A 20,625-nucleotide genomic window follows, 5' to 3' on the forward strand; every position below is an offset into this window, starting at 1 on the left:
AGGTTCAGCGTTATGAGGTTCAGAGCTTTGCAGTGGTGGTGGGTTCTGACTTTTGGCCAGGAGCCCTGATCGAAGGCCAAGGGGCGGTCTGCCTCAGTTCTGAAGCGATGCCATGATGAACGTGCGACGGAATGTTCAGGGCTCAGTCTTCGTTGCGCCGCTTGCGGCAGCGTTCCAGCAAGCGCCTGCGTGGGGCGTCCGGGCGAAGCTCCCGCACGATCAGCCGGAAAATCTGTTTCACTTCGCTGGCGTTATCGTTCGTCAGCGACTGTTTTGCATCCCGTTTTCGCACAGTGAGCGCTGTCATCAATTCCTTCATTCAGGGCTCCCATGGCCGAAAGCTGGCACCAAGTGGACCTGGCTGGTGCCTGTCTGAAAAAAGATCTTGATTCAAACGGTAAATTCAAAGCGATGATCTTCAGTCCTGACAGGCGGTCTCATGAGGTGAAACCTCGGTCATGTAAGAGAGAATTGGCCAGGTGCGTTGTCACAGTTGCGGTATCCGGACGAATCTGTGAGGGCTGGACGTTGAATATTGCATGCCTGGGCTGGGGGTCATTGATCTGGGAGCCGGGTTCGCTTGCACTGGCGGGTGAGTGGTACGGGGACGGTCCCGCGCTGCCGATCGAGTTTTCGCGAGTGGCGGACGGGGGCGAGTTGTCTACCGCCATTTGTTTGAACGCGCCGCCCGTCAAGGTGTGCTGGGCGTTGCTGGCGGTGCCGAGCGTCGAGGAGGCCTGTGCGGCATTGCGTGACCGTGAGCAGATCCCCGAGCAGCGCGAAGGTGCGGTTGCCAGTCTGCTGGTTTCGCGCAAGCCGGTCGGGGCCTTGATGGAGTGGGCGTGGAACCGGCGGATCAACGCCGTTATCTGGACGGCATTGCCGCCCCGGTTCGACGGCATCGAAGGCCGCGTCCCTTCGGTCGAGGATACGGTGGCGTACCTCTCGGGGCTGACCGGCGAAACGCTCAAGCATGCGCGCGATTATATCGAGCGGATTCCCGAGCAGATCGACACGCCCTATCGTCGGATTATCAGGCGTCAGCTGGGATGGCATCCCGGATCCGTGCTCTGAATTTCTGCACGGTGTGAGCCGGAAACCGAAAACCTTCCGATGATGGGAGTTGCAAAGTGAAGCATGCACGTCATGAGCGGTTTGAGGCCGTCCGGGTAACGCTGGAGCGATTGCGCGACGACATTCGAGGCCTTGAGCGCAGCGAGCTTGAGCGGGTGGCGCATCTGCGCGGCCATCAGACGGTCGATGACCTGGAGGCGTTGCAGCAGTTGTTCGTCAAGCTGGATCACGCTGTGCTGGAGATCGAGCAGACGCTGGCCAGTCTGGGCGAGGCGACGGGGGAAATCGGAAAACTCTAGGCTGTGGCGCTGTGCCGGCATGAACCATGTGTCCGTCGCACAGTCCTATTCGAGCCCTGAAAAAAGAGCTGCGGCCTGCCGGCCAGTTCTTGCCTTTCAGGTGTTTCCCGTCCTCCAGAGCCCGTGCCGATCATGCGAAAGTACCTCCGTTTCCCGTGGCCTGTCCGGCTCTGCCTGATTTCGTTCGCGTCCGTGTTTGCTATGCCTGCGATGGCCAGTAATGAACAGCAGTTGGTCCAGAGCATCAATGCCTATCGGGCGCAGCCGCAACGCTGTGAGGCGCGAACCCCAAAGGCGGCTCGTCCATTGGCATTGAACGATGGCGTCACGCTGCCCATCGTCTTCAACGGCAGTTCCCGCGATGCCTTGAAGGCAGCGGGCTATCAGGCGGTGACCGTGCGCACTATTCGTCTGGCAGGCGCGCAGGATGCCAACGAAGCGTTCGGTATGCTCAAGGCGCGCTACTGTGGCGCATTGCTGGATGCTCAGTACGCTGACATCGGTATCACTCGAGAGCGCAACGACTGGCGCATCGTGCTGGCCCGCCCGTTGATCGACAGCAAGCTGAGCGACACCCGTTCGGCGGGCAAGCTGCTGCTCGCACAAATCAATGAAGTGCGTTCCAAACCCCGGATGTGCGGCAAACGGCCATTTGCAGCGGCATGGCCTGTGGTCTGGAACGCCACGCTGGAACTGGCTGCTCAGGGCCACAGCCAATCGATGGCCAGCGAAAACTACTTTCAGCACCGCGGTTTCGATGGGGACTCGCCCGCTGACCGGGCGCGTGCGGCGGGCTACAGCGGTCGGCAAATCGGCGAGAACATTGCGGCCGGGCAAAATACGGCCAGCAAGGCCATGGCCAGTTGGCTGGCAAGCCCCGGACACTGCGCGAACCTCATGAACCCGATGTTTACCGAGGTCGGGGTGGCGTATGCGACCGGCGCACAGACCGACTATGGCGTTTACTGGACCATGCTGTTCGGTGGGCCTTGATACCGAATATCGCTACCGCTGGTCGTGCCGTGGGACGGACTGAACAAACCGTTCAGGCAGCCTGACTGTCTGCAAGGGAAGGCGTGACGTTTCACCCGTCGCGGCCTTTCAATGCAATGAAGTGATCAGGAGTATTCACATGAGCAAGCCAGCGATCTGCCTGGGTTTTTTCTGTCTGTTGGCCCTGCACGGCTGCTTCGACAACTCGGGTAACGAGACCCGCGACAACACCGACGGCAGCAAGTCGTCGGTGCAGATGCAGCAGGGCAAATCCGGGCAGAGCAAATAATCCTCATGACCCTGCCCGTGACTGCCTCAGACTTGCAGATCGACTTCAGCGAGGACAAGGAGAAATCCCTGTTCAAATGGCTGATCGCCAGTTTTCTGATGGGCAAAAGGATCCAGGCCCAGATCGCCTGCGAAGCCTACCGGGTGATCGTCGAGCACAAGGGGCGTGATACGCCTCGCAGGCTGGCAAGCTGTACGCATCGTGAACTGGTCGGCATGCTGGGGCAGGCGCATTACGTGCGCTATGACGAGTCCACTGCCGAACGGCTGCTGGCCCTGGCCAGTAAACTCAACGAGGAATACGGCGGCAAGCTTCTCGACCTTTACGAGGCCAGTGATGACCGGGCGGATTTCGAGAAGCGCTTGCTGGCGTTTGATGGCGTAGGCCCCAAGACCTTGGAAATCTTCGTGCGCGAGGCCGCGAGGCTGTTGTATTGAGCCCGTTCCTTGTCGGCTACTGCGCCGTTCTGTCGAGGAGGGCGTAGTGCCCTGGTGACTGTTCGGCAATACCGTCAGCGGTTCGGCAGTGGGGGATGCGTTGACGCTGCAAGGGCTGCTCGCGGGCTGATTTGCCCTTGCGTACGCCGGGACGCGGTGCGTTGCAAATGGCACAGACTGTGGGTACAGCGAACCAGACGCGCGGCTCAGGTCACGTTTTTGCCCTTTACTCCCGCCCGGCCAGCTTGTCCTCGACTTCGCGATTCTTTTCCTTGAGGGTCTCGGCGTCCTGTTCCTTTTCGCGGTTGGAGGTCGGGGTGATGACCTTGTCTACCCCTTCGGCAGGTGAATCCTGATTGTCGATGTCCCTGCGCACGACCTCGACAGGTTCGCCGGACTGGTCGACGGTGGGGGTGTACGGCTGGTCTTGCGAAGCCTTGTCTTGAGGTTTCGCGCGGTCATTACTCATGTTTATTCCTCGCTGATGATTGTCTTCCTTGGAGAGGGCGACGAAACGGCGAGTTCGATCTTTTTCAATCTCATCTGCCTGACCGCTGTCAGTCACGGCGCAACAGGCGGGTCGTTGAAGAAGATCGATCAGCGTGGTGGTTGGCTCGTTGAGGCTCTGCCGGTCGCGGTGCACCAGGCCCACGTCTCGATGAAAGGTCTGCTCGCCAAGGTCCAGCGCCCGGATACCTTCAGGCCACGGATGGTGACTGGCCGTTTGTGGTATGAGCGCCACACCCAGGCCACGGGCGACCAGTTTGATAATGGCCTCCAGTTCATCCAGTTCGCAAACCTCCCGGACGCTGAACGGCAGCTTGCGCAGGAAGCGATCTACCTGACGGCCGCCAAACGAAGAACGGTCATAACGAATGAGGGGGTGTGACGAGAGCAGTTGCATCCAGTCCTCGCCCGGTATTTCAGCCGGTACGATCAGGCGGTAGGGTTCCTGCGCAAGACTGGTCCAGCGCAAATCGCTTTGCAGCGAGAAGGGCGGTCGGATGATCGCCGCCAGATCGATTTCGCCTGCATCCACCTGATTGACCAGATTCATGGAAACGCCCGGAATGACCCGCGTCCGGCATTGCGGCCACAAACGGTGAAAGGCCGCCAGCGCGTCCGGTAGCAGCGAGCACTGCATAGAGGCAATGGCACCGATCGTGAGGTGCAGCACGGCGGGCTGACCGGCAGGAGATGACCCCAGATTGTGGTAGAGCCGGATCAGTTCCTGCGCCTGCAGCAAGGTCTGGTGACCCATGCGATTCAGTTGCGCCGAACGCCCCTTGCGCTCGAACAGCGCAAAGCCCAGTTCCGCTTCCAGGCGCTGCATTTGCGCACTGACGGCCGCCTGGGTCAGGCCGATTCGGTTGCCTGCCGCGGCGAAGGTTCCGGCCTGTGCAACGGCTACCAAGGTCTTGAGCTCGCGAATCATTGATAAATCTCTTTTGTGTATTCGAGAAATATATATTGATTTTAGTGTTGAGTCCCTGTGCATATGATGGGTCCGGCGTTACCAACAAGGACGCGTCGACGTCCTGTCCAACAGACCTGAGCCCGGAGCCTGCAATGAGCCTTTCACCTTTCCATCTGGCGATACCTGTGTATGACCTTGCTGCTGCGCGCAGTTTTTATGGCGAAGTGTTTGGCCTGGCTGAAGGTCGCTCCAGCGAGCAGTGGGTCGACTTCGATTTCTACGGGCACCAGTTGGTGATCCACGAACACCCGAAAACATCGTCGCAGGAACACGTCCACAGCAATGCAGTAGACGGGCACGACGTGCCGGTTCCGCATTTCGGCATCATCCTGCACTGGGAGCAATGGGAAGCGCTGGCCGAGCGCCTGAGGTCGCTGGGCACGCAATTTGTGATCGAACCTTACATTCGCTTCAAAGGGCAGGTCGGCGAGCAGGCCACCATGTTCCTGTTCGATCCGTGCGGTAACGCGCTGGAGTTCAAGGCCTTCAAGGACATGAGCCAGTTGTTTGCCAAGTAAACGGCAGAAAGCCGCTTTCAGGAAAGCGGCTTTCGGGTTGCAACTCAGCTAAAACGCGGATCAGACTTTCGAACCGCTCCAGCGCGGAGCGTTTCTCAAATCGTCACGCTTCTGGGCGTCCGGTGATTTGTGGGGCTCACCGTACTCCACGTGCAGCGTTTCATCCAGACGGTTGCTGGACGACCCTTTCTTCTGCGGCGTTTCGTCGAAATGTTCCCACTCGGCGCGCTGGAAGCGGAACAGGCTGTCGTCTTCGGGCGCTTCGCGTTCGCGATAATGGTGGATCGAGTAATGCGCGTATTCCACCTTGTCGCCCCAGTCGGCCTGCAACAGTCCATCGGCGGCCAGTTCGCGATACCAGTCATTTTCCTTCTCGGACGCTTTCTGTTTCTTGTTGTGGTCGACGAAGTAACCGATGATCCCGCCGACCACGGCGACGACCACACCGACCAGAAAGAAAGGTCCGGCCAGTGCGCTGGCCGCTGCTCCGCCTGCGCCAACCAGCGCTGCGGTGCCCAGCACCCCGGCCGACGCCCCGAACGCGCCGCCCGCGATCTGCAGGCCTCCGGCTGCCTGCGCCAGCTTGTCACCGGACTTGACCCCATCCTTGATGGTGAAGGCGCCGAGCACGATGTCGGCAAAACCGCCAGCCAGATCCGTTGCCGGCCCCAGCACTTTGACGACTGAGCCTGCAATCTTGGCCGAGACACCCGGCTTGAGCTTGACCTCGCTGTCCAGTCGCTGAGAGATTCCTTCAACGGCCTTGTGCTCGGCCTGCGCATTGCCGGTCAGGTCGCCTATCAGGTCCATGCGCTGGTTGTCGGTGATGTCCAGCGCGGAGCGTATCTCGGCGAGCCGCTCGGCACTCAGGCCACTGGGGCTGACTTCGACTTTGGGCGGCTTCATGTCCGACTTGCCCCAGATTTCCGGAACGGTCTTGTCCAGACCCAGCAGATCGACCAGGCCGCCTTTGCCCATCAGGTCGCCCACCTTGTCGGCCAGTTTGACGAAATGGCTGGCGCCGCCTGCAAAACTGATGAAGTCCTTCGCGATGCTCAGACGCTGAAGGGGCGTTTCGCCCAGTTTTCCCCCTTTACCCACCATTTGGTAAATGGCCGAAAACAGTGATACGCCTGCAGCAACCGAGCCCATGACGCCTTTACTGTTGAGGGTGTTGAAGATCTCTCCGAGTTTGCCGCGATCCGCTACGGGGATGTAAGGCTTGGACAGCGAGGTCTTGATGTCGGCCTCGCTCACTGAGCCCTTTTCCTGATAAGCCTTGCCGACTTCCTTGAGCGCCTTGGCGATGTCCTCGGTCTTGGCGTTGCCGACGACGCCTTCCTGGATGAATTTTTCGAACGTTGGCTGAAGGTGGCGGGGCAGGTCAACCAGAATGCCCTTGAGTTCGCCCTTGAGCAGGCCGAACAGATCCTTGGTGGCCAGCGCGTTGTTTTCGTCACTGATTTTCGACGGGTCGGCGACCAGGTCATTGAGATCACTGGTGAGACCATCTGCCTGAATCGACTGCGCCGCTTTGCTGGCAGCCTCGGGGTCAACCAGTGCCAGCGATGACAGGGTGTCGCTCAGGTCCTTCTGGGCTTCCTGTCCAAGTCCCTGTGCCTTGAGGTCCTTGAGGTACAGCACGTAATCGGGATTGGCAGTCAGGTCGATCAGCTTTTGCTTGATGGCGTCCTTGTCGGGCACTTTGCCGAGCGCGTCGGTCATCTTGGTCTGGTAATCCTGCTGCACGGTCGGATCAGAGAACAGCGTCGTCAGCTGTTCCTGCAGTTTGCCGCCATCGATGATGTCGTGCATGTCCGCCGAACTCAGTTGAGTCTGCTTGCTGTCGAATTCCCGCCAGGTGCCACCGAATGCGCCTTGCGCCTCTTCGTAACCTGTCAGCCCGCGACCGTTGTCATAGGCGGCCTGCGCTTCGATGGCTCTCACCAGCTTGGCGCGCGGATCATCCTTGGCGATGTCGCCGTTCTTGACACCCTCGCGGTACTGATCCAGCAGCTCTTTGGTCGCCAGTTCGCCCACATTCAGCTCGGGGGAATTTTCATCGTCCTTATCGGCCTTCACCCCGGTTTTCTGGCCCATCAGGTCCAGTTCGGCAGCGGGAGGCAAGTTGTGACGGGTGCGCGTCTCTCCGATGTTGCCCGTACCCAGCTCGTTCCATTTCGCCACGACATCGTCGTACAGTTGCGGGCTCTGGTCCTGTGACACGATGAACTTGTCATCACCATTGGCGAACCGGATCAGGCCGTCGCCCAGTTCGTCCGGCGAGCCTATGACAATGTCTTTGTTTTTCAGGAAGTCGTTCGGACCAGCCAGTTTGTAACCTTCCGCTTCACTGCTGTGAATGTTCGTCCACGCGTCATTGAGCGTACTGACCTTTTCGAACAGCTCGGGCGTCAGGGCTTCGGAGACGACAATCCGCTCGCCCGCCTGATTCTTGTAGCTTATCTGGCTGCCTTCCTGGCCGGTCACCCAAGTGAACTCGGTGATGTCGCCCAGTTTCGGGATCGGGGTGTTGCCGTCTGCCAGAAGTTGCCCCTCGTTGACAGCCGTTTCCAGCGCCGTTCTTTTTTCCGGATCGGACACGACGGTTTGCAAGGCCGCCAGGTAGTCGAACAGCTTTGGATTATCGTCACGCGCAACCACGACCTTTTCGCCATTGTGTTCGTAACGGATGGTGCCTGGACCCGCTTCATTCAGGGGCCCGACGGTGGTGCCGAACACAGGCGGCCACACTTCGTTGTCACCGGCTCTGCGATAGCCCTCGCCTTCGCTTTTGCTCAAACCGGTCAGGCTGGTGAATGCATCCTTGGCAGCCTTGTACAGTTCAGGGTTGTCACGCTGCGCCACGACGACCTTGTTGCCTTCGCGGTCCACGTAGCGCATCACGCCGGGACCGACCTCATCCACCGGACCGACCACGGCGAAATCACCCAGTTTCTCGGGCGGTTTTTCATCAGCTCCGGCTACGCGATAGCCTTCGCGCTGGCTGCTGCCCACGCCAGACAGGGCCTTGAAGTCAGACGCTACCTGCTTGAACAGCTCGGGACTCTGCTGTTGCGACACAATGACCTTGCTGCCATCGGCCGCCTCGTAACGAATAAGGCCTGGCCCGCTTTCGTCCGGAGGACCGATGCGTGAGTAGCCGCTCAGCGTCTCGGGTGCTGCGGCGTCCGCGTTGGCCAGCACGTAGCCGGCCTGGACGCTGGCCTTGAAACCGGCCACGCGCGGCTGATCTTCGACCACCTGTTTGTAAAGCGCCGGGCTTGTGGATTTGCTGACCAGTACGTGGTCGCCATTCTGAGTGACGTAGCGCACTGTGTCGGCCGCCACCGTGCCTGGCTTTTCAATGGAGGTGTAGTCATTCAACGCGGGCGCTTTATCGTTGGTGCTGGCCGGGCGGTACTGGGCGCCATTGCGGTTACTGGTCTGCAACAACTGTGTGAAACGGGCCTTGGCATTGAAGCCTGGCGTTGCCGAGGGAAGAGGGCCGGGTGTCTGACCTATCGTGGGTGTCGACATACCATATGACTCCTGTTGTAACGGTTGGACTTCGTCCCGAAACGGGCCGCGCGTTGAGTTGCCCACTGACACAGAGCCGTCTCGACCCTTCGGGCGACATACACTTTCGAGCGTGAGCGGGTCATTGAATTGTGCCGTCATTCAATAGCGGGCCATTGCGGTAGTGCAGGGTGTTACTTGCATGACACTAACATTGCCGCGTGTCCTATAAGGGTTGCGAAGTGCATTTTCACAACATTTCACAACAGGCTTTAAAGCGTCTTGAGGCCCGCCAGGCCGGTCTCCATGCTGCACGCTTTGAACTGCCGGTGTTCGGTGTAAAGTTCAATTTCTCCAAAAAATATAATTGCTCACGATAAGTATCACTTTGATATTACTTGTCCGATATATTTTTGTTTGGGGCTGTTTTTGCAAATTCACAACTTTTCACAGCACTGCTCAATAAGCGCTGCGTAGTATTCATGGGGTCGGACAGCAAACTTCCTAGTGGCGCAGTCGCCAACTATGTATTGCGCTGTAGTGCGCAAGAGTGTCCGGTTACCGCTTTTTGGCTTGCCTGTCGGCAGGTACAACTTCCCTCGAAGCAAGGAGAAACAACATGAGTTCTACTCCACCCGTAAGCTCCGGCAACTCTGACGCAGCGATCGAAAAAATGTCCGCCACCTTTGATATGGCTATCGAGAAGTCGGCCAAGATCACCGAAATCTCCACCGCCAAAAAAGCAGAGCTGGACGCGACCAAGCAACGTCCGCAGAACTGACGTTGTCATGCGGGCAGCATCGCCGCTGCCCGCATCTTCTCTTCACGAAAAGTCTTGCGATCGACGGTTTTACCCGGCTCTGACGTGCCGTTTCCGGTAAATCACACGGTGGTGACTCGATCATGACAGCCCTGATTTCATTCAAGTCGACGCCCGATACCGCGGCGCCCGGCCACAGCACGTGTGTGCTCGAAATTCTTCAAGGTTTGCACAAGGGCGTTTCACTGGCTCTGGACAAGCCTGGCTATAGCATCGGCAGCGCCGCGCCTGCCGACCTTATCCTGAGTGACGCCGATATCGCCGCTCAGCATGTGCGCCTGGTGTTTGCCGTTGACCAGACGGATCTCGACCGGGTAGCCATCGAAGCCTGCGGCGGTGACGTCGCGTTCATTCATGCCAGCGGCCAGCGTACGGTACTGACGGCAGGCACCGGTCAGCGAGTCCGCCTGCCAGTGGAATTGGAGCTGGGTCAGGCCCGGCTGTGTCTGCGTGCGGACCGGCTGCAAGCAGTCGCCTCCGCTGTTGCGAACACGCGTTTCCCTCTGGTCTGGGCGCTCGCCGCTGCGCTGGCGCTGTTGCTGATTTGCGCGACCGCGTTTGCGCTGCATGCGCCGCGCGAAGATGCCATGCGCGCAAGCGCAGTAGCCCCCCGTCAGACACCGTTGCCTGAAGCCGCCCCGGCCCCGACGCTCGTTCAGGCGCAAGGCTGGCTGGAGCAGGCGTTGAAAGAGGCTGGCCTTCAACAGTTGCACCTTGTCAGCCACAACGGCACAGGTCCTGGCGGACAGCTCGGTGTGGAAGGCACCTATTCCCCGGAACAGAAAAGCAGCTGGCTTCAGGTCCAGCGTGCTTTCGACAGCCAGTTTGGCCAACACATCGTATTGACCCCCAAGGTGCAGCTCGCAGCCTCGGTGGCCAAGCCTCGCGTACGTTTTCAGGCCGTCTGGTTCGGTCCGGATCCCTACGTGATCGACGAACACGGCAAGCGTGTCTATCCCGGTGCAGCGCTGCAGGACAACTGGACCCTGGAAGGCATTGCCGATGATCAGGTACGCCTGGTGCGTGGTCAGGAACGGTTTGTGTTTACGTTATGAAAGTCGACCTGCGCCCCGTACTTCCGTCCCCTGGCGAGCCGCTGCCGGCCGTTGAACGCGTCGCCCCGGTATCGCCACGCCAGGCACCGCGATTCGAAGCGTTGCTCGACCAGCGCGAAAGAAAGGTACGCCGTTCGCTGCGTGGTGAGCTGGAGCAGACCGATCAGGCCGCTGCTGCCAGCAGCGAGCTGTTCGGCACCGTGCGCTCGCTCCAGACCCTGCGTTACCTGCTCGACGAAGTCTTGCCTGCGCTGGATGCCGAACCGGATATCCGGGCGCTGGCTGAAGACGTGATCCGTGAGGAAATCGATATCCGCCTGTTACTTGAACAGCAACGCGCGCAGGTGCAGCCATGAGCACGAGTCAGGATCGTGAATGCGTCGAGCTGCTCAAGGGGCTTGGCGATCTCTATCGTCGCTGCGGTCAACCGCAGCGGGCGCTGGTGATGCTGTTGATTGCCATCCAGCTGGCACCGGCCGACACCGGTCTGCTTCACAGCCTGGTGCTGGCCTTCACCAGCAGCGGTGATACCAGCAGGGCGCTGGCAGCGCTTGATCGACTGGTGAGCTATCAGGGCGAGAGCGCGGCCTTGCTGCTGTTGCGCAGTCGTGCCTTGTGGAAAGCCGGAAACAGGGACGAAGCCCGTCAGTGCTTCAGACGCTACCTGAGCGCCCGGAGGGATGAGCAATGACGTTCATGAATCGTCTCAATCGGCTGGCGCAGATCGCTTCAAAGCGCACCGACGTGATCATCGTCGCGTTCATGCTGATGGCCATCGCCATGATGATCATTCCGCTGCCGACCTATCTGGTCGATGCGCTGATCGGGGTGAACATCGCGCTCAGTCTGCTGATTCTGATCGTCGCCTTCTACATCAACCATTCGGTGGAGTTTTCGGCATTGCCGCCGCTGATTCTGCTCAGCACCTTGTTTCGGCTGTCCTTGTCGATCACCACGACACGCCTGATTCTGCTGGATGGCAATGCCGGTCATATCGTCAAGGCCTTCGGCGATTTCGTGATCGCCGGTCAAGTGGTGGTCGGGCTGGTGGTGTTTTTGATCATTACCGTGGCGCAGTTCGTGGTCATCACCAAAGGTGCCGAGCGGGTCGCCGAAGTGGCTGCGCGCTTCACTCTGGACGCCATGCCCGGCAAGCAGATGAGCATCGATAACGATCTGCGCAATGGCGATATCGATCAGGCCGAGGCGCGTCGCCGCCGCTCGCGTCTGGAGCGTGAAAGCCAGATGTTCGGTGCCATGGACGGGGCGATGAAATTCGTCAAGGGCGACGCCATCGCGGGGCTCGTGATCCTGTTCGTCAACCTGTTGGGCGGAATGATGATCGGCATGGTCGAGCGCGGAATGCCTTTTGCCGAAGCCGCCCATACCTATTCGTTGCTGACTGTCGGCGACGGTCTGATCGCGCAGATTCCGGCACTGTTGATTTCGGTGGCTGCCGGCACGGTGGTGACACGGGTCAACAGTGACGGCGAGGAGCGCGACCTGGGGACGGAAATCGTCCGGCAACTGGGCGCCAGTCATCGTGCATTGGGGCTGACCGCGCTGATTCTGCTGGGTGTCGGGCTGTTGCCGGGGTTTCCGTTGCTGGTGTTCGTCGGGCTGTCGGCGGTGTTGGGCGGCAGTGCAGTGGTGCTCTGGCGTCGTTCCAGAACCGACGCGTCCGTGTCTGCAGTCGATCCGGCGGAAGATGAACCGGCGGCCGAGCCAGACGTGCCCGAAGTGCTGGAAACATTCGAACGTCCCTTGGACAGCCGTGTGCTGCTGAGCGTCGGAGATGGTCTGGCTCATGCGGCGCCATTGCAGCCGCTGCGGCAACGGATCGAAGCGCTGTGCCACGAGATTCGGGCCGACCTTGGCATTGATGTGCCGGTGCCTGAGGTTTATCTGGATCGTTCGATGTCCTCCGACCGTTTTCAGGTCGAGCTGGAAGGCGTGCCCGTCTGCGAGGGCGAGTTCGATGGCCAATGGCTGCTTCTGCAGGACGACCCCGTGCACGCGCAGCTGCTCGCTGTCGAGCCCCGCGAGGCGCCGTCACCGATCAGTGAACGTTCGGGTTTTTGGGTTGAGCGCGAGCATGCCAGTCAGTTGCAGGAGGCCGGTATCGGCTTTCTGTTTGCCGACGAGGTGTTACGTGAGGTCCTTGATCGCACACTGCGCCGCTACGCTGCCGACTTTCTGGGGATCCAGGAAACCCGCGTGATGCTGGAGCAACTGGAAGGCAAATACGGTGAGCTGATCAAAGAGGTGTTGCGCATCCTGCCGTTGCAAAGGGTGGCCGAAGCGCTGCGTCTGCTGGTGGCCGAAGGCGTTTCCATCCGCAATCGCCGAGGCCTGCTTGAGGCGATGGTGGAATGGGGGAGCCGCGAATCCGACGCCGGACGCCTCACCGAACATCTCCGCGCCGGACTGGCGCGGCAGATCAGTCATCAGTACGCCGACCGCAATCGAGTCATCAGCGCGTTCGTCCTGGCGCCGGCGCTGGAGGAGCAGTTGCGCGCAGCTATCAGCCGCCTGGACAAGGGGCGTGATTCGGTGCCTGACGACATTGCCCGCACCCTGCTCGTGCAAGTGCGCCGCTTGTGTGACCTGTTGCCGGAAAACGACTCCACCGTGCTGCTGGTGCACCCCGAACTGCGTCGGGGCATCCGTCGCATGATCGTTCGGGGCGAGCTGCAGTTGGCCGTGCTGTCGTTCAGGGAGCTGGCGGGTGAATACAACCTTCAGGCGGTCGGCACCCTCAGCCTGACCGATATCAATACGCGTACGGCCTCAGGGTCCGGTTCCGTTTCTTCATTGGCGACTGCCTCATGACTTTTACAGTAGCTGCACTGCGTACGTTTTTCTTCAGCCTTGGCGTGCTGCTTCTGAGCAGCCATGCCAGTGCCGAGAACATCGGCAAAGGTGCCAAGGGCACGATCGATCTGGGAATCGGTGAAGGCCGGGTGTTGCATTTTTCGACGCCCGTGGATTCGGTAATGGTAGCCGAACCGACTATCGCCGATTTGCAGGTGGTATCGCCCGGCGTGATTTACGTATTCGGCAAGGCAGCCGGGGAAACCAGTCTGATTGCCCTGGACGCTGAAGGACAGGAAACCGCGACACTGAGCCTGTCGATCAACAGCGGCACCTCGGCCGTCTCACGGCCGCTCAAGGCGCTTCATCCGCAGAGCCAGACGCGTATCAAAGCCACCGGCAATCGTCTGGTGGCCGACGGTGGGGTGCAGGATGTGGGCGAGGCCACCGACCTCAATGCGCTGTTGAGCACCGAAGGGCAGAACTTTCAATCGACGATCAACAGCGCCACCTATGCGGGCTCTGCGCAGGTCAATATTCGGGTGCGTTTCGCCGAAGTCTCGCGCTCCGAGCTGCTGCGCTATGGCGTGAACTGGAACGCGCTGTTCAACAACGGCACGTTCTCCTTCGGTCTGCTGACCGGTGGCGGTCTTGCGAGCGGTGCGGCGGGCGGCGCCTCGAATGTCATCAGCGCGGGACTGGCCTCGGGCAACGTCAACATCGACGCGATGCTGGAAGCACTGCAAAGCAACGGTGTCCTTGAAGTGCTCGCCGAACCGAACATTACGGCAATGACCGGACAGACTGCCAGTTTTCTGGCCGGTGGCGAGGTGGCCGTTCCAGTGCCGGTCAACCGCGAAGTGGTGGGGATCGAATACAAACCGTACGGGGTTTCACTGCTGTTCAGCCCCACGCTGTTGCCCAACGGGCGAATCGCGCTGCAGGTACGCCCGGAAGTCAGCAGTCTGATGAGCACCACGACGCTGGACGTCAACGGCTATCAAGTGCCGTCGTTTCGCGTACGCCGCGCAGACACCCGGGTCGAAGTCGGCAGCGGCCAGACTTTTGCCATCGCCGGACTGTTCCAGCGTGAGAGCAGCCAGGACATGGAAAAGGTGCCGATGCTCGGTGACATGCCGATTCTGGGCAATCTGTTTCGATCCAAGCGGTTTCAGCGCAATGAAACCGAGCTGGTCATTCTGATCACGCCGTACCTGGTCGAGCCCGTCAAGGAACGCGTGGTCGCTACGCCGCTGGACAAGCAGCGCGCCGCAGCGACGGCATCCGCCAGCCCGCGCACCGGTGGCGCATTCGGCTTCTACATGAACTGACAGGAGCAGGCCATGAACTTCAATCCAGCGTTGCCCGTTCCCTTTGCGTGTCTGTTGTTATGTCTACTGGGCGGCTGCAAGACGCACCTTGATCCGGTCAGTTATTCGCCGGACTACACCGCGATTACCCGCGCGGACGGCCGTGTCGAGCTGGTGCCTCAGGCGTGTGCCCAGCCTGCGGCGCAGGATGACATCGGTGTCGGTGAAGACTTCCAGGCCTTGCTGCCGCCTGGATGCGCCAGCAATCTGATTCTGTTGCAGATGGTCGAGCAGCGTGCCGACGTGCTGCGCGGGCGTGATACCGGACCGACCATGGCGGCGCCGGTCGGCCGTGCCGCGCAGGTCTACATCGACGGCTATGACCGTGAAGAACTGCGTCGCCGCCAGGCCGAACAGCAGGCCAGTACCGACACCCGGGAGGCGCGATGAACTCAGCGGCCGTCCACCAGACCCAGCGCCTGGGCCTGCGCTGCAGGGTCCTTGATGGCCTTGATGCGGCGCGCCTCGTTGATCAACTTGCTGCGCTCGGCTTTCGGAATGTCCTCGAAGCTCATGCTCTTGAGGTCCTTCTCCCGTCCAGCCAGCACCATGACCAGCAATTCGTTGCGCTGATGCCTGGGCTGCGCCAGTGGCGACTGGCTCACCGTTTCGATGGTCTGCAACGCCTTCTGACTGTCATCGCCCAGCGCGTAGGCCAGCGCCAGGTTGCAGCGGGTGTCCAGATCGTTCGGGGCAAGTCGCAGGCTGGTGTTGAAGGCGGTCTGGGCCGGTTTGGCCTGGCCCAGCAGGATGTGCGCGATACCCAGGCGGTTCCACGCCGTCGGCTGCTGCGACGCGTCTGCCGCCTGGGTCAGGGCTGTGACAGCGCGCTCCAGCTTGCCTTGGCGCAACTGAGCGGTGCCCAGACCCAGCAGGGCGTCAGGGTCGTCGGCCTTGAGCTCCAGCGCGCGTTGAAAAGCCCGCTCGGCGCCCCGTGTGTCGTTGCTGGCGAGCAAGGCATTGCCGAGCTTGAGCCACGATTCGACGCCGGCCTCAGGCTGCTGGGTGGCGCGCTGGTAGAACGAGGCCGCCGTGGTCGGGTCGCCGCGCTTTTCCAGGTCCGCCGCCAGTTGCATGAACCGCTCGTAGCTGGCATCGCTGCGGGGTTGAGTGGCGCAGGCCGTCAAGGTCAGACAGCCGAGCAGCAACAGCATGGACGCGGAACGAGGGGGCATGGACAAGGCTCTTGTGAAAGTGGATCGGGCGAGGCGAATCATCCGCCGAAGGCTGTTGCAGGCGAGCGCCATCTTATCGACTCGGCGCGCAATTGCGACCGTTTTCTGAGCCTGATTCAGCCCGCTTTGTTCCCTGCGAACATCACGCAGAGTGGAGGTCACCATGACGCGCTTCAGGCTTGATCGCGTCGTGGCGCACAGCATCATGCTGCTGATGCTGGCCGGATTTTCCTGCGTGTTGCAGGCGGCACCGGGTCACGAGCCTGAGTGGTATTCCAGACCTTACGCCTACGTGCTGGTGGATCAGGACATTCGTGGCGCCCTGACCGAATTCGGCCAGAACCTGGACCTGATCGTGGTGTTCTCCGACAAGGTGCGCGGCGCGGCGCGGGGCACCGTGCGCGGCGCCAGTGCGGGAGAGTTTCTGTCCCGGTTGTGTGATGCCAATCAGTTGAGCTGGTATTTCGACGGCAATGTGCTGCACATCGCTCAGTCGGACGAAGTCGGCACCCGGGTGTTCGACCTGTCGGGGCCGAAGCTGGATGAGCTGCAGCAATACCTGGCGCAACTGGAAGTGTCCGGCCAGCCGATGTCCAGTCGCGCCAGCCCCGATCACGACAGCCTCTTCGTGTCAGGTCCGCCTGCGTACCTGGCGCAGATTCAGCAACACCTTGATCGTCAACCTGTCGCCGAGACGGCACCTGTGGTGCGTGAGCGCGGTGTACGGGTATTCCGTGGCGGTGTCGTCACCCAGGTCACCAATGACCGTCAATAACCCAAAGGAGCGTTACTCATGTCCGTGAATCCAGTAGACAGCACGACCGATATCAATCCTTCCAGTCAGGAGTCGCGTTTCAATGCGGCCGTCGACAACGCCACACAGGCGTCCAGCGACAGCGAGTTCAACGATGCGCTGATCACCCAGGCCGTCACCATCGGCGGGCAATTCATCATCATGCCGCGTGCTCAGGAAATGCTGAACGAAGCGCAGTCCGACGATGACTCTGAATAAGGATCGACCATGACCGTCAATCTCGCTGCATCACCGGCGGCGGCAGCCTTGCCGTCGCCGGGAGGAGGCGGGGGCATGCAGGCCTCGCAGAATCTTTTCGAACACATGGCCGAAAGCGCCAAAGGGATGCCGCAGGGCGCAAGTCCGCATCAGATCGGCAGCAACCTGATGGAGCGTCTGGATGGCTTCATCGATCGCTCCCGGCAGTTCTCCGAGCGCGCCGATGCGATGACTCACGGCAGTGCGCCGTCTTCCTCCGGTCAGGTGCCGACACCCGAACCAAGCGCCGCTCAGGATGTAAGCAAGACGGGCGGGCCACAGGTCGACCGGATCGTGCAGTCGCTGGGCCGGATGTTCGACTACTCCATCGAAACCCAGATGGTGGTGCGCGGAGCTACGCAGATATCCGGTTCCGCCAACACCCTTCTCAAAGGTCAATGAACCATGCCCAGATGCCGTCGTGTCCTGCGTCTGCTGATCGTGTCCGCGCTTGCCAGCCTGTTGCAGGCCTGCGATGTCGATCTCTACACCAACCTGGGCGAGCGGGAGGCCAATGCCATGCTCGCCGTGTTGCTGCGTGACGGCATTCCGGCTTCGCGCAAGGTTCAGGACAACGGCCAGCTCAAGGTCATGGTTGACGAGAAGCGCTTCGCACAGGCCATGGCGGTGCTGGATGACGCGGGTCTGCCGGGGCAAAGTTTTTCCAACATGGGCGAAGTGTTCAAAGGCAATGGCCTGGTGTCCTCGCCGGTGCAGGAGCGTGCGCAGATGGTCTATGCGCTGAGCGAGGAGCTGTCGCACACCGTGTCGCAGATCGACGGCATCCTGTCTGCGCGGGTGCATGTGGTGTTGCCCGACAATGATCTGCTCAAACGCGTGATATCGCCGTCATCGGCCTCGGTGCTGGTGCGTTTCGATCCGAAGACAGATATCAATGTGTTGATTCCGCAGATCAAGACCCTGGTCGCCAATGGTATTTCCGGACTGGGTTACGACGGCGTTTCGGTGACCGCGATCAAGGCTGTGTTGCCGGCCAACGCCGCTGCCGGGCCGCAACTCGGCAGCTTTCTCGGGTTATGGATGCTTGAAGACGACGTACCTCGGGCCCGGTGGTTGTTCGGCACGCTGTTGCTGATCGCCTTGGTGCCGGCTGCGATTCTGGGGCGTCAGCTCTGGAAGCGGCAAACGGCTGAAGGTGCCTACATCCTGAGTGACGCGCCATGAGTGCCGGGTTGACAGTGCAGTGGCAGGCGCTCACCGAACAGCCTATGGCCTTTGTCCGCGAACGCTGTATCAGCGAGTGCCTGGTGCACGATCTTGCGTCAGCCGAGCTTGCGCAGATGCGCGAATCACCACGCTTTGCTTCCCGTCTTGAGGGTCTGTTGAACCACCACTTTGGCCTGCAGCCCTTGGCGCAGTTGCCGTTGCCTGCCGAGCAGGACTTGCCGGTAATACTGCTGAGCGAGCGTGATTTTGCACACCTGCCGCGCCTGTGTGGCGCGGTCTGGCATGCGGCAACACTGACCCGGGAAATTCGCGGTCAGGTGGTCGCCGAATACCGCCAGCTGCTGGGCGAGGACACCTTTGCCTTTGCGCTGGTGCATCGGCATCTGGCCGGTGCGGCTGACCTGCTGCGGACGCCCGTCGACCTGGCACAGGCCATTGACCGAGACGGCGCGGCGTGCGTTGCCACCTGGCTGGCTGGCCAGCCTGCAAACCTGCGGGCCTGGCTGCAATTGCGCGTGGACTATCCAGAGCCGGATCAGCCCGGTGATCAACGACAGGTCAGTGTGGTGCAGACGGTGGCCGCTCATCTGCTGAAGCGTGCGCAAGGAAACGACCATGAATGAATTGCCGACCCGCCCTGGTACACGCATCGTGCGGGCTGCCGACGCGGACCGCTGGATCGACGGTTACGCATTTGTGGCCGCTGCGCATGAAGAAGCACACCGTGTACGCGAGGACAGCGCGCAATGGCTTGAGCAGGCCCGGGCGGAAGGCTTCGAATATGCCCGCCGACAGGGCGCGGAGGAGGCTGCTGCACTGCTGGCGCAGACCCATGCTCAGGTGGATCACTACCTTGCAGGTCTTGAGACCTCGCTGGCTGAACTGGCGCTGAATATCGCCCGTCAGGTGTTGGGCGAACTGGACGAGCGCGAGCGGCTCCTGCGCTGCACGGCTCAGGCCTTGTCTGCGTTTCGCCAGGATCAGGCCCTGACGCTGTACGTGCCCCATAATGAAGTCGAACGTCTGCGTCAGCACATTGCGCAAGGTTCGTTGTCGTTGCAGGCGCTGAATGTGGAAGGCGACGACCAGCTTGAAGCCGGTCAGGCGCGTCTGAGCAGTCCGGCGGGCTCGGTGGAACTCGGGCTCGACGCGCAACTGGACAACCTGCAACGTGCACTGTTGCCGCTGAGCGAGGGTGAGCGCCATGAGTGAAGCCCTGGCCGGATTGATCGGTGGCTTGAGCCAGCGCCTGCAGCGTGCGCAGCCTCGGCCGATGCAGGGCACCTTGCGCAGTATTCGCGGGGTGCTGCTGCGTGCCAGCGTGGCCGGCGTGAGAATCGGCGAGCTGTGCCTGTTGCATGATCCAGGCAACGGTCGAGAACTGTCCGCTGAAGTGATCGGCTTTGATGAGGACGACGCGATTCTTTCGCCCATCGGTTCGATGGAAGGCCTGTCGACCCGCACCCGGATCATCGCCACCGGACAGGCGGTGGGTGTGCAGGTGGGGGATGCCTTGCTCGGTCGGGTGATCAGCCCGATGGGCGAATTTCTCGACGGGCCGGCGCTGACTGCCACGCTTGGCCTGCAACGCTATCCGCTGCACGCCGAGCCACCGGCCCCGTTCAGCCGCCAGCGTATCGTCGAGCCGCTGTCGCTGGGTATACGAGCCATCGACAGCCTGCTGACCGTTGCCAGCGGGCAACGCATGGGCGTCTTTGGTGAGCCTGGTGTGGGCAAGTCATCGTTGCTGGCCAGCATCGTTCGTAACAGTGACGCCGATGTGATCGTCATCGGACTGATCGGCGAGCGTGGGCGTGAAGTGCGCGAACTGCTCGAGGGGCAACTGGACGAGGCGGCGCGTGCCCGAACCGTTGCCGTCGTCGCCACGTCGGACAGGCCTGCCGCTGAGCGTGTCAGGGCGGCCTACGTGGCGACCGCTCAGGCTGAATACCATCGCGATCAGGGACGTAACGTCCTGTTGCTGATGGACAGCCTGACCCGTTTTGCCCGTGCCCAGCGCGAAATCGGCCTGGCGGTGGGCGAGCCTCCGACACGGCGCGGCTATCCACCGTCGTTTTTCTCGGCGCTGCCACGGCTGCTGGAGCGCGCGGGTCCAGGCCCGACCGGCAGCATCACCGCCCTGTACACCGTGCTCACCGAAGGTGACGCGTCGATGGACCCGGTCGCCGAGGAAACCCGCTCGATTCTCGACGGCCACATCGTGCTCAGCGCTGAACTGGCCCAGCGTGATCACTTTCCGGCCATTGACGTGCTGCACAGTCGCAGCCGTCTGATGGAGCAGGTGGCTTCGGCAGCGCACAGGCAGTTGGCGTCGCGGATGCGCGAACTGATCGCTCGCCGTCAGGCGATAGAACTGCTGATTCAGGTCGGTGAATACGCCGCGGGCAGTGATCCGCTGGCGGATGAAGCCATTGCCCGACACGGCGCCATCGAAGCATTCCTGCGCCAGCCCGCCGCTGAACACGACACCCTCGCGCAAACCCTGGCGCACATGCGCAAGGTACTGGCATGAACGCACTCAACCC

23 protein-coding genes and 1 pseudogene are annotated in these 20,625 nt (G+C 61.1%); 20 read left to right on the forward strand and 4 right to left on the reverse strand.

The window, feature by feature from the left end; translation table 11 throughout:
- Nucleotides 1–142: 142 nt before the first annotated feature.
- Nucleotides 143–319: a hypothetical protein gene (locus tag KDX39_RS01730; protein WP_231659119.1), complete on the reverse strand. Its 177-nt coding sequence runs from the start codon at nt 317–319 to the stop codon at nt 143–145.
- An 11-nt stretch (nt 320–330) separates the two neighbouring features.
- Here KDX39_RS01730 and KDX39_RS01735 point away from each other — a divergent pair, with 11 nt between their 5' ends.
- The 5 genes from KDX39_RS01735 to KDX39_RS01755 all read left to right on the forward strand — a co-directional run bounded on the left by KDX39_RS01735 (nt 331) and on the right by KDX39_RS01755 (nt 3,092).
- On the forward strand, nt 331–1,074 hold the full coding sequence (locus KDX39_RS01735; protein ID WP_231659120.1) for a hypothetical protein: 744 nt from the start codon (nt 331–333) through the stop codon (nt 1,072–1,074).
- Nucleotides 1,075–1,130: 56 nt separating this feature from the next.
- Nucleotides 1,131–1,373: a hypothetical protein gene (locus tag KDX39_RS01740; RefSeq protein WP_231659122.1), complete on the forward strand. Its 243-nt coding sequence runs from the start codon at nt 1,131–1,133 to the stop codon at nt 1,371–1,373.
- A 201-nt stretch (nt 1,374–1,574) separates the two neighbouring features.
- The gene (locus KDX39_RS01745) at nt 1,575–2,366 is read left to right on the forward strand and encodes a CAP domain-containing protein (RefSeq protein ID WP_231659349.1); all 792 of its coding nucleotides are present in this window, start codon (nt 1,575–1,577) and stop codon (nt 2,364–2,366) included.
- A 139-nt stretch (nt 2,367–2,505) separates the two neighbouring features.
- Entirely contained in the window at nt 2,506–2,655 is a 150-nt protein-coding gene (locus KDX39_RS01750) for a hypothetical protein (RefSeq protein ID WP_184322921.1), read from the forward strand.
- A gap of 5 nt (nt 2,656–2,660) precedes the next feature.
- The gene (locus tag KDX39_RS01755; RefSeq protein ID WP_231659124.1) at nt 2,661–3,092 is read left to right on the forward strand and encodes a DNA methylase; all 432 of its coding nucleotides are present in this window, start codon (nt 2,661–2,663) and stop codon (nt 3,090–3,092) included.
- Between the two features lie 586 nt (nt 3,093–3,678).
- On the opposite strand, the pseudogene KDX39_RS01760 reads toward KDX39_RS01755, so the two are convergent.
- Nucleotides 3,679–4,527 (reverse strand): annotated as a pseudogene (locus KDX39_RS01760) (LysR family transcriptional regulator); the annotation flags it as partial.
- Nucleotides 4,528–4,661: 134 nt separating this feature from the next.
- Here KDX39_RS01760 and KDX39_RS01765 point away from each other — a divergent pair.
- Entirely contained in the window at nt 4,662–5,087 is a 426-nt protein-coding gene (locus tag KDX39_RS01765) for a VOC family protein (RefSeq protein ID WP_025994032.1), read from the forward strand.
- Between the two features lie 60 nt (nt 5,088–5,147).
- On the opposite strand, the gene KDX39_RS01770 is transcribed toward KDX39_RS01765, so the two are convergent.
- A complete protein-coding gene (locus tag KDX39_RS01770; RefSeq protein ID WP_231659126.1) occupies nt 5,148–8,627 on the reverse strand; it encodes a hypothetical protein in 3,480 nt (1,159 codons plus the stop codon).
- Between the two features lie 598 nt (nt 8,628–9,225).
- Between KDX39_RS01770 and KDX39_RS01775 the strand changes: the two genes are divergently transcribed.
- From KDX39_RS01775 to KDX39_RS01805, 7 genes are all read left to right on the forward strand, one after another.
- Nucleotides 9,226–9,387, forward strand: a complete 162-nt coding sequence (locus KDX39_RS01775) for a hypothetical protein (RefSeq protein WP_003377029.1) — start codon at nt 9,226–9,228, stop codon at nt 9,385–9,387.
- 122 nt (nt 9,388–9,509) lie between these two features.
- A complete protein-coding gene (locus KDX39_RS01780; protein WP_231659128.1) occupies nt 9,510–10,481 on the forward strand; it encodes a SctD/MshK family protein in 972 nt (323 codons plus the stop codon).
- Nucleotides 10,478–10,837 carry a hypothetical protein gene (locus KDX39_RS01785; protein ID WP_231659130.1) on the forward strand — a complete coding sequence of 120 codons (360 nt, stop codon included), beginning with the start codon at nt 10,478–10,480 and terminating at the stop codon, nt 10,835–10,837. Before KDX39_RS01780 ends, KDX39_RS01785 begins: the two co-directional genes overlap by 4 nt.
- Nucleotides 10,834–11,172 carry a tetratricopeptide repeat protein gene (locus KDX39_RS01790; protein WP_231659132.1) on the forward strand — a complete coding sequence of 113 codons (339 nt, stop codon included), beginning with the start codon at nt 10,834–10,836 and terminating at the stop codon, nt 11,170–11,172. The genes KDX39_RS01785 and KDX39_RS01790 overlap by 4 nt, the downstream gene beginning before the upstream one ends.
- Complete coding sequence (sctV, locus tag KDX39_RS01795; RefSeq protein ID WP_231659140.1) at nt 11,169–13,313, forward strand: type III secretion system export apparatus subunit SctV; 2,145 nt, start codon at nt 11,169–11,171, stop codon at nt 13,311–13,313. Before KDX39_RS01790 ends, sctV begins: the two co-directional genes overlap by 4 nt.
- Nucleotides 13,310–14,626, forward strand: a complete 1,317-nt coding sequence (locus KDX39_RS01800; RefSeq protein ID WP_231659141.1) for a type II and III secretion system protein family protein — start codon at nt 13,310–13,312, stop codon at nt 14,624–14,626. The genes sctV and KDX39_RS01800 overlap by 4 nt, the downstream gene beginning before the upstream one ends.
- A gap of 12 nt (nt 14,627–14,638) precedes the next feature.
- Nucleotides 14,639–15,055, forward strand: a complete 417-nt coding sequence (locus KDX39_RS01805; protein WP_231659143.1) for a hypothetical protein — start codon at nt 14,639–14,641, stop codon at nt 15,053–15,055.
- A gap of 2 nt (nt 15,056–15,057) precedes the next feature.
- Here the strand turns inward: KDX39_RS01805 and KDX39_RS01810 are convergent, their stop codons facing one another.
- Nucleotides 15,058–15,840 (reverse strand): tetratricopeptide repeat protein, encoded by a 783-nt coding sequence (locus KDX39_RS01810; protein ID WP_231659145.1) that lies wholly within the window; start codon nt 15,838–15,840, stop codon nt 15,058–15,060.
- Nucleotides 15,841–16,003: 163 nt separating this feature from the next.
- Here KDX39_RS01810 and KDX39_RS01815 point away from each other — a divergent pair, with 163 nt between their 5' ends.
- The 7 genes from KDX39_RS01815 to KDX39_RS01845 are packed head-to-tail and all read left to right on the forward strand — an operon-like array spanning nt 16,004 to nt 20,612.
- Complete coding sequence (locus tag KDX39_RS01815) at nt 16,004–16,615, forward strand: type III secretion protein (RefSeq protein ID WP_231659147.1); 612 nt, start codon at nt 16,004–16,006, stop codon at nt 16,613–16,615.
- A gap of 18 nt (nt 16,616–16,633) precedes the next feature.
- Nucleotides 16,634–16,852, forward strand: coding sequence for a hypothetical protein (locus KDX39_RS01820; protein ID WP_099230260.1), 219 nt, complete (start codon nt 16,634–16,636; stop codon nt 16,850–16,852).
- A 9-nt stretch (nt 16,853–16,861) separates the two neighbouring features.
- Nucleotides 16,862–17,293 carry a hypothetical protein gene (locus KDX39_RS01825; protein WP_231659148.1) on the forward strand — a complete coding sequence of 144 codons (432 nt, stop codon included), beginning with the start codon at nt 16,862–16,864 and terminating at the stop codon, nt 17,291–17,293.
- 3 nt (nt 17,294–17,296) lie between these two features.
- Nucleotides 17,297–18,076 (forward strand): type III secretion system inner membrane ring lipoprotein SctJ, encoded by a 780-nt coding sequence (gene sctJ / locus KDX39_RS01830; RefSeq protein WP_231659151.1) that lies wholly within the window; start codon nt 17,297–17,299, stop codon nt 18,074–18,076.
- On the forward strand, nt 18,073–18,702 hold the full coding sequence (locus KDX39_RS01835) for a type III secretion protein (RefSeq protein ID WP_231659152.1): 630 nt from the start codon (nt 18,073–18,075) through the stop codon (nt 18,700–18,702). Before sctJ ends, KDX39_RS01835 begins: the two co-directional genes overlap by 4 nt.
- Nucleotides 18,695–19,291: a FliH/SctL family protein gene (locus KDX39_RS01840; RefSeq protein WP_231659153.1), complete on the forward strand. Its 597-nt coding sequence runs from the start codon at nt 18,695–18,697 to the stop codon at nt 19,289–19,291. Before KDX39_RS01835 ends, KDX39_RS01840 begins: the two co-directional genes overlap by 8 nt.
- A complete protein-coding gene (locus KDX39_RS01845) occupies nt 19,284–20,612 on the forward strand; it encodes a FliI/YscN family ATPase (RefSeq protein ID WP_231659154.1) in 1,329 nt (442 codons plus the stop codon). Before KDX39_RS01840 ends, KDX39_RS01845 begins: the two co-directional genes overlap by 8 nt.
- Nucleotides 20,613–20,625: the final 13 nt, after the last annotated feature.

It is taken from the genome of Pseudomonas sp. CDFA 610 (genome assembly GCF_021147865.1).
GTDB lineage: Bacteria > Pseudomonadota > Gammaproteobacteria > Pseudomonadales > Pseudomonadaceae > Aquipseudomonas > Aquipseudomonas alliivorans.